Genomic DNA, 12236 nt, shown 5'->3' on the forward strand with positions numbered 1-12236 from the left:
CTTGCCATATATTCAAAAATGGGAGATTTCAATAAAAAAAACCGGAAGAAAGAATTAATTAAATTTCTGGTGTCCTTTCTTCCGGCTTTGCGTATTATCTGTGTTTTACCAGCAGCCAGCTTGTATATTTTATCATAAGGTTGGAGCCGTATTCCGTCCAGGTGATAAAGTACCAGTAATTTGCTGTAGGAACATATCTGCCGCCCACTCTTCCGTCCCAGGTGTATCTGTTTTCAGGGGTTCCTCTGAAAACTTCTGCACCATATCGGTCAAAGATCCGGAATACGAGATTATCATTCTTCATTAAAGCAGAATAGTCTATTACTTCATTAAAACCATCTCCATTCGGAGTAATGGTATTGATCAGATTAATAATGGCAAATGGCTTTTTAACATCTTCACACATTTTAGAGTCTCTTACAAATACATTGTGTGCTCCTCTTGGTACATTGTAAAAAACATTAGAACTCTGCCATACCACTCCATCTAAAGAATATTCATAAGGAGGTGTACCGCCGCTTGCCCCAACTTTTACAGTTGTTCCATCAATTTCAATAGTGGTTATTATAGGCAGTGGCAGTTCCGTAACATTTACATATTGCTTGTATACACAGCCATTAAAGGTAAGCTCTACCCAATAATTTCCAGGGGCAACATTCGTAATGGAGGAAGTGGTAGCTCCTGTACTCCAGAGGTATTTTTCAAATCCTGGTCCTGCATTAAGTGTGGTAGTGGTTTTCGGGCAAATTGCTTTATCTGTTAAAATATCTGATTTTTTAGGAACTTTAATGTTGATTTTCAGAGTTCCTATTTCAGGACAAACTCCATTTTTTTCAAAACGGATATAATAAGTCTGTGAAGTAGTAATATTCACTGGGGATAAAACCGCATTTACATTATTCTGAGCATCTGCTAAAGTTGCATGAAAAGTGTAAGTTACATTGGGATCCAGGGTAAACTGAGGAATAAACTGTGTTAAATTGACACTTTTAATTCCGTCCAGATCATCATCGCAGGTACTTTCTGTAACGGTTTTTGTAATTAATGGTATTTTAGCTCCGATACTGAATTGCAAAGGTTTGATCACAGAAGCGCACCCGTCAGGAGAATCTACTCTGATGTAAATGGTAGTGGTGGCTGTATAGCTCCAGCTGTTTGGAAGGGTATTGTTGTTTCCTGCATTGGCATCTGCAAGACTGGCATAGTATCTTACATTAGTAAAGTAATTCGGATTGTTAAGTACAATTGGGGTTATATTGGAAAGTGCGACTGTAACTGTTCCATCGAGATTATCATCACAGAAAACACCATTGTAGTTATCCGGTACAATAGCTTTATTAAAAAGGGATAGTGTTATCTGTGCAATATTTTTACAGCCAATATGGTCATTAACAACTGCGTATACGATTGTTCCGTTAGTTGCGGTATAGGCGGTTGTATTAGTGATCAATGCCGCTGCATTTTCATTCTGAGCATCCAGAAGGGTAGGGTAATAAGTAATGGTAACAGGTGAATTGCTGGTCACATTTGCTGTAGTCAGATTGAAGGTTCCCTGTCCATTGATATCACAGGCAAATAATGTTGCATTCATTACTGTTAGAGCCTGAATATTCAGGGTAACAGTGACTGTTTCGCAATCCGGGAAGTCAGGATCATCTCCGCAGAATGTATAAGTGAATGTATCTGTCCCTGATGTACCCAAAGTATTTACCGTATAAGTAATGCTACCGGTAGATGGGTTTACAACAGCTGTGCCTAATGAAGGTGCTGTCGTAACAGCTACAGTGCTTGGGTTAGGAGTCTGTGATGAACTACTGAATCCAGGAGCTATGGTTTTAGCATTACATACATTATAGGATGTATTGGTAAGTTTTGTACAGTTCAGAACTTTAAATTGTTCAGTAACCAAGGGCGCGCAACTTCCCATAGTTACAGAGCATGTGTAATATCCCGGTAAAGTAGGGGTGATGGACGAAGTGGTAGCTCCCGGAACAATAACCCCGTTTCTGTACCATTGGTAGGTATCATAAATTAAAGGATCTACGGTAAGAACCATTCCTGGAATACAGCCGCCTCCAGATTGTAAAATAACTGGCTGCGTAGGAAAGCCTGCAAAAAAACCTCCGTATCCTACGGCATCACTTCCGGCAGTAATTCCAGCCATTATTGCCTTGTCTGATACTACGGTAATAGTACCTGTCACATTGGGAATACCATAGGTAACCCAATTCGTTGTGCCTGTCATATTGTAAGGACCTGTTATTGCAGGAGGATTTGTACCGTTAACTGTAACGTTAGCTCCTCTTTCTGTAATAATATTCAACTTTGTGGTGATATTCAGAATACCTCCGGGGTGGCCGTTGGAATGGACAAAATTTTCATTAATAAGCCCTAGTTCATTAATCTGCTTGGGAAGATAGCAGTTTAACGCGGGAATAAAATTGAATCCCCCGGTAAATACTTCACTTCCTGCATTTGAATCTCCAGCTAAAATCTGATAGACGTAAGCATTTTTAGATGTTTTGAGATATAAATTATAATGACCATTTCCCTGAAGGATGTATTTGGAGTCGGGAATAATGAAATATTTTCCTGCATTGATGTTTGCTACAGGAAGGATTTCATTATTGACAAAGATCTGAGTATTGTCTTCAGTAGCAATTACAATGACCCCTTCTGTACGGGTACCAATCGGTCCGCTTCCTTTTACAATGGCAAATTCATTTCCAAGTCTGTTGACAGGTACTGCCTGATCCATTAAAATATCTGAACTAACTGGATAATTTCCTGCATATTGACCGTTAAAGTTTCCATTGGTTACGTTCACAGGTCTATTCGAAGTAATCTTTGCGCCAATGAAGCCATTAAAGTTGCCTGCTATGTTGCCGATTCCGTCAATAATATAAGACTGCCCTTTATTTAAGGTAAATGTCATCGTCGGGTTGGCGGCTCCTGTCATTCCATTTGAAAATTGTACAGTAGGACTGTAGCCGGAAACAGTAACAATGGTGTTGTCTTCAGTTGCCAGTATGCTGGTCATGAAATTCAGAATGGAGTTGCTCACAGTAATAGGAGCAGCAGCAGCGTAAAACTTTAGTCCTGTGGAAGAAATTCCTTTGGAAGTAATGATTTCTGCATGATTAAATACTGAAAACCTTAAATTGGCATAAAAAGGAAATTCAGCCTTAAGATATAATCCCTTAGTTGTTGGGGTAAATAAATCTCCCTGCAGCTTGGTAATAATATAATCCCTTAATACATCAAACTTCTGGGGATTATTTTTACTGATATTTACTGTCCCGATTAAAATATTATTGTTATAAATATTTACAGGAAAAGGAGTTGTTCTGTTGGTAGATAAATACAGTTTTTGATAAGGATTGGGAGCGCCCGTTCTATCTATCATTGGAGCAAACCAATGCTCCCGGTCCAATTGGGCAAAAGCAGAGGTGAATATGCAAAGCATAAACAAAAAAGATAAAATTTTTTTCATTCAGCGGTGGTCTTTGTAGCAAATTTAGTGATAAAAAGTATTAAATTATTGAAAATAGAACAAAAAAATATGATTTTGAAATAGTGATTAAGAAGAGTTTAAGTTTGTATTATTTTTTTTCTGTTTTTAACATAATTATCAGATAAATTTACTGGGAAAGATTAATAAAAATAAGCCGTGATCAGACGATCGCGGCTTATTCAATATAGTTTTAAACTAATTATTACTCTCTGTTTTTAACCAGAATCCAACCTGTATATTTTATTGGAGTCTTTTCTTTGTTGGATTCATTCCAGCTGATATGGTACCAGTATGTTCCTGTTCCCAGCTTTTTATCAAAATGTTTTCCATCCCATCTGTAGTTGTTGAATCGGTTTCCGGTAAACACCATGTTTCCGTATCTGTCATACACTACAAAGCTCAGATTTTCCTTATAAGCCAGTTCGCTGTAATCTATATAATCATTTACATTATCTCCGTTAGGGGTAATTGCATTGAGCAGATTAGGAATTGTGACTTCTACAGCAATAGGCGTACAGTCATAAAAATCTTTTACATAGAATGTGTGCTGACCTCTTGTTAAACCTGTGAAGGTATTTGAATCCTGCCAGTTAGCAGTTCCATCAACCGCATATTTGAAAGGTGCTTTACCACCGCTTACAATGACAGTAGCTGTATTGTTGTTGATTTCAATAGTTTGGATTACCGGATCTTCCACTTTTTTAACTTTTACAGTCTGGGTAAGGAAGCATCCGTTCTTACCAAGGATTACGGTGTATTCCCCAACACCTATATCTCTGATACCTGATGTGGTAGCTCCTGTGCTCCATAGATATGAATCATATCCAGGACCAGCATCCAGGTTAGTTTTAGCATCCATACAGATGTACTGATCTACAAGGACCGGAGACTTTTTAATTGGAAGTACAATTAATTCAATTTTGGCATTTGCCGTACATCCTTCAGCAGTAGTTACTTTCACATATACAAATCCTCCTGTTGAAGGGAAATTTTCTGGTGTTGTGATTGCATTGATACCTGCAGTAAGGTCATTCAGAGTACGATAATATTTTTTTGTAACAGCATTATAATCTGTTACCTTTGCTTTGGTAAGGTCAAAATAAGCATAAGGATCTACATCATACCAGCAAGCCTTAATAGAAGTATCCGTTACAATGAATGGTACTACAGTAAGGTTTAAGGTTACCTGTTCGCAATCTGTAAACTCAACTGAGTTTCCGCAGAATTTATAAACGATTTTGTCTGGTCCCAGATATCCCGGATTAGGGGTATAAGTGATCGTTCCGTTTGGATTAACCACTGCTGTTCCTTTGGTAGGAGGAGTCAAAATTACTACTGTACTTGGAACCACAGTCTGAGTGGAAGAAGTAAACGTCGGAGTAATAATTTTAGTAGAACAAGCATTAAGAGCCTGTGTGGTTTCTTTTAAACAGTTTTGTACTTTATAAATAGGAGTCGTCACAGGAGGACATGTTCCCATGGTTACTTTTACGGTATAATTTCCAGATTGTGTAGGAGTATACGTATAACTGGTAGCACCCGGGATAGCCACTCCGTCACGGAACCACTGGTAGGTTTCATATCCATCATCTACTTCAAGAACGATTCCCGGAACACATTCACCTGTTTTTTTTGCAATAACAGGGATTGAAGAGAATCCTGCAAAGTAACCTCCGTATCCTGCAGAGCTATATCCTCCGTTGATACCTGCTGTTACAGCTTTTGTAGACGTAATCTTAATATTTCCGGTTACACTGTTGATGGCATACGTTACCCAGTTGGCATTTCCTGCAAGGGGATAAGGACCCGCTTCAGGGAGAAGAGGCGCGTCATTCAACATTACAGTAGCACCAGCCTCTGTCAGAATGTTTAATTTTACTACCAGATCACTGGGAGTAGAGCTGGCTCCTCCCACGCCAAGAGGCATTTCATTAATCTTCCCGATTTCATCAATTTTTCTTGGAAGGAAACAGTTTAATGGCGGGATATAGTTGAATCCATTGGTAGCATCACTTTGCAAAACTCCGATAAACTGGTATAAATATACATTTTTGGTGGTGGAAATGAACATATTTGAATGTCCTGATGTTCCCTGAGCAACGTAGCTGGTTTCGTTAATTCTGTACCATTCTCCGGCAGCAAGTGTTGCAACAGCAGTACCTCCGCCGTTTAGATATACTTCAGTATTATCTTCGGTAGCAACAATAAGACCTCCCTCCATATTTAATGAAGGTTGAGTAGATCTTGTTTTTACCATGGCAAAAGTATTCCCAAGTCTGTCAACCGGAACAGATTGATCGAGAACCGGATCACTTCCTGTTGTTGAAGCAGAGAAGTTGGCATTACAGCTTCCATTAGTCAACGTTACAGGCTTGTCAGAAACAATTTTAGCCCCGATAAAGCCTGTTTTATTTCCGGACTGAGAACCGGATCCTGCAAGAATGAAAGATTGTCCTTTTTGTAAAGTGAAAGTCTGAGTATTTCCAGTTGGATTTCCATTAATAAAAACAACTCCGGCAGTTGGATTCCATGATACGGTTACATTGGTATTGTCTTCGGTAGCAAGGACACCTGCTGTAAAATTTTGAATACTGCTGGTATTGGTGTTGGGAGCGGCAGCAACGAAAAATGTTTTTCCAATTCCGGCTTTTCCTTTACTGGTTATTACTTCCCCGTGAACACTCTGAGCCAGTCTTAAGCTGCAGTAAAAAGGCTTGGCTGCTTTTAAGTACAATCCCTTATTACCCACAACAAATGCGTCAGTAGTAGTGGTAGCAGAAATAAGGCTGTTGGTAACTTTATAAGTCTGCGGACTACCTTTACTGATGGTAACGGTGGTTACTGGAGCATTGTTATTGTAAATGGTTACATCAACGGGAGTTGGAGAGTCTGTGGAAAGATAGAGCATGTTGACATAGCTGTTGCCGCCAACACTGTCGTAATAGGGAGCTATCCAGTGCTCGGTATCCCTTTGTGCAAAGAGTGTATTAATTGTCAAAAAAATTAATACCAAACTGAGTAGAAATCTTTTCATGAGTATGGAATTAGGATTTCTACAAAAATAAAATAAAAAATGAAATACTTTTAATAAAATTTAAATAAATGTTAAATAAAAGTCTTCTATTTTTAATTAAAAGCCTCCTTGGGTATGAAACTGGTAATAGCTGTTGGGCTTAATGTTTCTGATTATCGTTATTTAGTTCTTTAGTAGGTGAATTATTTATATTTGTTAATTTTTTTAAATGTTTATTGTACAGATGGGTATAAATAATGTTAACAAAAAATCCCGGTGAAATTTTCACCGGGATTCTATATTTTTTGAAAAAGTCAGCTTATAAGCTTACTCTTACAAATCCTGTTACTTTTAAGTCTGCGTTTACAGATTTTACATAATCAGCAACTGAGATACTTCCGTCTTTAATGAAATCCTGGTGTACCAAAGTGTTGTCTTTGTAGAATCTCTGCATTTTACCTTTCAGAATGTTGTCGATAATGTTAGCAGGCTTACCTTCTTCAGTAAGTTTGTGTCTTTCGATTTCCAACTCTCTGTCGATAGTTTCCTGAGAAACCGCAGTTTCGTCAAGAGCGATTGGGTTCATTGCAGCAACCTGCATAGAAACAGCTTTAGCAGCTTCTTCAGCTCCGTCTACTTTTGCAGATAGAGAAGTGATTGCAGCAATTTTGTTTCCAGCGTGGATGTAAGCTCCTAAGAAAGCTCCCTGGATTCTTTCGAAAGATCCGATCTCAATTTTCTCACCGATAACTCCTGTTTGCTCAACTAATTTCTCAGCAACAGTGATTCCGTGGAAATCTGTAGCTAAAAGCTCTTCTTTAGTAGCAGCGAAGATTGCCATTTCAGCCAATTCGTAAGCTAGCTCAACGAATGCTTCGTTTTTAGCAACGAAGTCAGTCTCACAATTTAAAGAAATTACAGCACCTAAAGTGTTGTCTTCGTTTACTCTTGCGATTACTGCCCCTTCAGTAGACTCTCTGTCTGCTCTGTTAGCAGCAACTTTTTGTCCTTTTTTTCTAAGGATATCTACCGCTTTTTCGAAGTCTCCTTCAGCTTCAACTAGAGCTTTCTTGCAGTCCATCATACCTGCACCTGTTTGGTTTCTTAATTTAGCTACATCTGCAGCAACTGGTGTATAAGACATAATATCTATTATTTTTTATTTAAGATTAGTATTAATTTTTAGCTTAATTTTAGAGCAGTGCAAAGATAATGATTTTAATGATAAACTAAAAAATGACTTTTCACGTTATTAATATATTTAATACTATTTTAAAGGTTTGATTAATGAAAAAAATCTTCTTCCTTCTATTTATATGCATTTTTGCACTAGGTTTTTCTCAAAAAAAGAAAAAAACAAAATCTAAAGCAGTTGTTGAAAAAGAAACTGTAATCATCTATACCGAACAGGAAGCCGAGATCTCAAAAGAGGCAAGGGTAATTGCCGGCTTTTTGAAGCAGAATCCCGGACATGCTAAAACAGACTATTTTAAAAGAAAACTGATTGATATTATCATGGCAGGGAATTCTCCGGAAGCAAAACCTACCATAAAACCAATCAGCAAAGAAAAAATTGAAAATATCGTTAAAAATAATGAATTGAACAGCGGAAAGACGATGGCCGCAAAAAAAACATATACAGCTAATGGAAAACCTGTCTCTAATAATACAGCAGCTGCTATAGAAGCTTTAAAAGAAGAAAGAAGAACAACTACCTTTGCATCAGTGAATTCTGCAAAAAATGCCGGTAATTCTAAAGCAGGACCCAGTGAAGAAAATAAAAGAACAGCAGCAATGCTTACCCACCTTTTTAATAATGATATTAATAAAAACGAAGCATATATCAATATTAAAAACAGATCCACCTGCAATCTTATTGTAAAGATAAGTGGTAAAAAATATTATAATCTCAGTGTACCTGCCAAAGGAGAAAATTTTATTCTGGTAGATAAAGGGGAATACGTGCTGACAACAATGGTTTGTGATGCCAAATATTCTTCTTTGAAGAAAATCACCCAGGATATTGAAATTGCACTGAATGTTGCAGAATAGAAACAGAAGAAAACTAAATAAAAAAGGTTAAGAAAAAATTCTTAACCTTTTTTATTTTTTATCCTTTGAACTGGCCCATTGCAATGAATTTGTCCTGTCTCTGGGTTTCAAGCTCCTGTCCTGTAAATTTGGAAAAAGCTTTGATATTTTGTAAAATTGAATTTTTCAGGTTCAGATAGGTTGTTTCCTGATCATAATGAGCACCTCCAAGCGGTTCCTCAATGATACCATCAATGAAATTTTCTCTTAAGGCATCTGCCGGAGTAAGATTTAATGCATTGGCTGCATCTTCTTTGTGATCCCAGTTTCTCCATAAGATAGAAGAGCAGCTTTCCGGTGCAATTACTGTATACCATGTGTTTTCCAACATATATACCTTATTTCCTACACCTATTCCTAATGCTCCACCACTGGCACCTTCTCCGATGATGTACGTGAAGATTGGAGTTTTCAGCTGAACCATTTCAAAAATATTTCTTGCAATAGCTTCACCTTGTCCTCTTTCTTCAGCTTCCAGCCCTGGATAAGCTCCCGGTGTATCTACTAAAGTTACTACAGGGATATTGAACTTTTCAGCAAGCTTCATTAATCTTAAAGCTTTTCTGTATCCTTCCGGATTTGGCATCCCAAATCTTCTGTGCTGTCTTTCTTTGGTCGTTCTTCCTTTTTGAGTCCCTATGATCATTACTTTATGACCATCAAGGGTAATCAATCCTCCAATCATTGCCGGATCATCAGCGAAATTTCTGTCTCCATGAAGTTCTAAGAAACTGCCTTTGTCTGCCATTCCGTTAATATAATCCAATGTATAAGGACGATCCGGATGACGGGACAGTTGTACTCTTTGCCAAGGTGTAAGATTTCCATAGATTTCTTTTTTCTTTTCTAAAATCTTATCCTCAATCTGGCTGCATGCTAATTTTACATCAACACCACTTTCTTCTCCTACTAAAGAACACGTCTGGTATTGATCCATCAATTCTTTGATAGGAAGTTCGAAACTTAAATATTCCATTTCTTGAAGTAAATTAAATCTTTCAAATGTATGAAAAATTATGGTTATTCTATTTAAAATTATTTACAGCATTGTTTATTCTGGAGATACTTTCCTCTTTACCAAGGATTTCCAGAATATCCGGAACGTCCGGTCCTTTCAATTCTCCTACTAAAGATAATCGTAACGGCATCATTACTTTACCCATTCCTAATCCTTTGTTTTCCGCGAAATCATGCATGGTCTGCTTTAATGTCTCAGCCACAAAGTCTGTCGTTTCAAAAGCAGTCGCCAATTCACCTAAAATTGCCGATGTTTCTTCATTCCATGCTTTTTTTGATGCTTTTTCATCATACGAAGCAGGAGCTTCGAAGAAGAATTTGCCGTTTTCATAGATATCTTTCGGGAAAGTGGCTCTTTCTTTCATCAGATGAATTACTTTCAACAGTTTTTCATCAGATACACCGGAAAGATCAAGATCTGTGTTTTTCAGGATTTGAAGAAGCTCTTCATCAGACTTCATCTGAATATACTGATGGTTGAACCACTCAGATTTTTCTTTGCTGAATCTTGCGCCCGCTTTATGTACTTTATGAAGATCAAATTCCCTGATCATTTCATCCAGAGGAAGTATTTCTTTATCATCTGCAGGAGACCATCCTAATAATGCAACCATATTAATGAAAGCATCAGGAAGATATCCGTTTTCTCTGTATCCCTTAGAAATCACACCGGTAGCAGGATCTTTGAAATCAAGCGGGAACACCGGGAATCCGAATTTATCTCCGTCTCTTTTGCTTAACTTCCCTTTTCCTTCAGGTTTTAAGATTAAAGAAAGGTGGGCAAACTGTGGTGCTTCCCACTGCATTGCTTCGTATAATAAAGTGTGAAGTCCTAAAGATGGAAGCCATTCTTCTCCACGGATCACGTGGGAGATTTCCATTTCATGGTCATCAATAATATTGGCAAAATGATACGTTGGCATTCCGTCATTCTTTACCAGAACTTTATCATCTAAAGTATTGGTATTGACTGAAAATTTTCCACGAATAATATCTTCAAGATTTAATACTCTGTCAACAGGCATTTTAAACCGTACTACATAAGGCGTCTTTTCGTCTAATAACCTTTGAACCTCTTCTTCAGAAAGGGCAAGGCTGTTTCTTAAACGGTTTCTTGTTTTATTATCATAAGAGAAAACATCACCTTTCGCTTCATATTCTGCACGCATTGCATCCAGTTCTTCAGCCGTATCAAAGGCAATGTAAGCATAATCTGTTTTCAGGATCTGCTCAGTATATCTGTCGTAGATGTCTCTTCTTTCAGACTGTCTGTAAGGAGCAAATTTTCCTCCTTTCTTTGGACTTTCATCAGGAATGATTCCGCACCATTCTAAAGCTTCTTCAATATATTCTTCAGCTCCTTCTACATATCTGGCCGTGTCTGTATCTTCAATTCTCAATACAAATTCTCCCCCATGATTTTTAGCAAAAAGATAATCATATAATGCGGTTCTTACGCCTCCCAAATGTAATGGTCCTGTAGGACTTGGAGCAAAACGTACTCTTACTTTCTCCATTTCAATTTTAATTTTTGCAAATTTACTTAAAGTAACTTGAAAAATAAATTGTTTCATAGGATAAAGTTTGAATTGTGATAATAAAAAATACTATCTGAAAAACAGATAGTATTTTTATATGATGAAAGTTTTTATTTAGTAGATATCTGTAATTTCTTCTACGGCAATTTCGTGCCTTTCATAATTGTTTCCTTCAAGAATAAAAGTTGCATAATATTTAGTCCCGGTTATTGCATTGGTTTTTTTTATGATTTGAAGTTTAAATCTTGGATTTGATACTGATTCCGAATCTGTATTTGTTGCCCAGATAGCGTTTCCTGCTACATAGGGCTGCGCCTTGTATAATACCAAATTACCATCGCTTTGAGCTGATAAATAAGGTTGGTATAATCCGGTTCCAAAATCTGTATTTGAAGCCCATTTTACTGGATAAGGTACCGGTCCCCAATAATTAATGGGACTTGCATAGAGCACTAAATTAGAATCAAATTGCATATCCAAATGTAAGTTTACATTTCCATATTTTAAAACTAAGGATTGCCCGGCACTAAGGCCTGACATTCTTTGGCTTTCAGCAAGTACCTCCGTCTTCGTCAATGAAATCCTCTCCTGAACGTTCATTTTTTCGACAGTTTGTATAGGTGGTTGCTCTGTCAATGAATCGTTTTCTCGTGAACATGAGGTAATAGCTAATGTAGCGAAGGCTAAGGTAGAAATTTTTAAAAATTTTTGCATTTTTTAATTTTTTATAGAAACAAATATAAGATTTATTTCTTTTAATTGTGATTAATTTAGCATTAGTATTTTAGATATATCTTATAAATATAAGGGGTTTTCGAGTATTTTTAATTCTTAATATAGTGATTATTTGTGTTGTTAATATTATTTTAATAAAAATTTACACTATGATTATAATATCACATAAGTTTAGTTTTTAATGTAAACTATTTATTTTGTATAGATACCGCATATCTCAATTAATTATTTAATAAAATTTCCTATTTTGAGAATGGTAATTTATTTTACGAACTAAGATCTCATTTTCTGTTTATAATTAAACCCGTTTTCAGTATTATTTAAATAA

General features: G+C 36.8%; 7 protein-coding genes. 1 reads left to right on the plus strand and 6 read right to left on the minus strand.

Going from position 1 to position 12236, the window contains the following annotated elements:
* Positions 1–94: 94 nt before the first annotated feature.
* The 3 genes from AC59HC_RS21080 to tsf all read right to left on the minus strand — a co-directional run bounded on the left by AC59HC_RS21080 (position 95) and on the right by tsf (position 7671).
* Entirely contained in the window at positions 95–3493 is a 3399-nt protein-coding gene (locus AC59HC_RS21080; RefSeq protein ID WP_496559301.1) for an FIDD domain-containing protein, read from the minus strand.
* Positions 3494–3716: 223 nt separating this feature from the next.
* Positions 3717–6548: a T9SS type B sorting domain-containing protein gene (locus tag AC59HC_RS21085; protein ID WP_411413347.1), complete on the minus strand. Its 2832-nt coding sequence runs from the start codon at positions 6546–6548 to the stop codon at positions 3717–3719.
* A 298-nt stretch (positions 6549–6846) separates the two neighbouring features.
* On the minus strand, positions 6847–7671 hold the full coding sequence (gene tsf / locus AC59HC_RS21090; RefSeq protein ID WP_110011476.1) for a translation elongation factor Ts: 825 nt from the start codon (positions 7669–7671) through the stop codon (positions 6847–6849).
* Between the two features lie 143 nt (positions 7672–7814).
* Here tsf and AC59HC_RS21095 point away from each other — a divergent pair, with 143 nt between their 5' ends.
* On the plus strand, positions 7815–8579 hold the full coding sequence (locus AC59HC_RS21095; RefSeq protein ID WP_202841581.1) for a DUF6759 domain-containing protein: 765 nt from the start codon (positions 7815–7817) through the stop codon (positions 8577–8579).
* Positions 8580–8637: 58 nt separating this feature from the next.
* Here AC59HC_RS21095 and AC59HC_RS21100 read toward each other — a convergent pair whose 3' ends face one another.
* The 3 genes from AC59HC_RS21100 to AC59HC_RS21110 form a co-directional block, all read right to left on the minus strand.
* On the minus strand, positions 8638–9594 hold the full coding sequence (locus tag AC59HC_RS21100; protein ID WP_343643381.1) for an acetyl-CoA carboxylase carboxyltransferase subunit alpha: 957 nt from the start codon (positions 9592–9594) through the stop codon (positions 8638–8640).
* A 49-nt stretch (positions 9595–9643) separates the two neighbouring features.
* Positions 9644–11152 (minus strand): glutamate--tRNA ligase, encoded by a 1509-nt coding sequence (gene gltX, locus AC59HC_RS21105; protein ID WP_496559309.1) that lies wholly within the window; start codon positions 11150–11152, stop codon positions 9644–9646.
* 135 nt (positions 11153–11287) lie between these two features.
* Positions 11288–11887 carry a hypothetical protein gene (locus AC59HC_RS21110; protein WP_202841580.1) on the minus strand — a complete coding sequence of 200 codons (600 nt, stop codon included), beginning with the start codon at positions 11885–11887 and terminating at the stop codon, positions 11288–11290.
* Positions 11888–12236: the final 349 nt, after the last annotated feature.

It is taken from the genome of Chryseobacterium sp. DZ-32 (assembly GCF_059587025.1).

Coding starts and splice junctions, on each gene's coding strand:
- AC59HC_RS21080 (WP_496559301.1), bottom strand. CDS start 3,493: ATGAAAAAAATTTTATCTTTTTTGTTTATGCTTTGCATATTCACCTCT.
- AC59HC_RS21085 (WP_411413347.1), bottom strand. CDS start 6,548: ATGAAAAGATTTCTACTCAGTTTGGTATTAATTTTTTTGACAATTAAT.
- tsf (WP_110011476.1), bottom strand. CDS start 7,671: ATGTCTTATACACCAGTTGCTGCAGATGTAGCTAAATTAAGAAACCAA.
- AC59HC_RS21095 (WP_202841581.1), top strand. CDS start 7,815: ATGAAAAAAATCTTCTTCCTTCTATTTATATGCATTTTTGCACTAGGT.
- AC59HC_RS21100 (WP_343643381.1), bottom strand. CDS start 9,594: ATGGAATATTTAAGTTTCGAACTTCCTATCAAAGAATTGATGGATCAA.
- gltX (WP_496559309.1), bottom strand. CDS start 11,152: ATGGAGAAAGTAAGAGTACGTTTTGCTCCAAGTCCTACAGGACCATTA.
- AC59HC_RS21110 (WP_202841580.1), bottom strand. CDS start 11,887: ATGCAAAAATTTTTAAAAATTTCTACCTTAGCCTTCGCTACATTAGCT.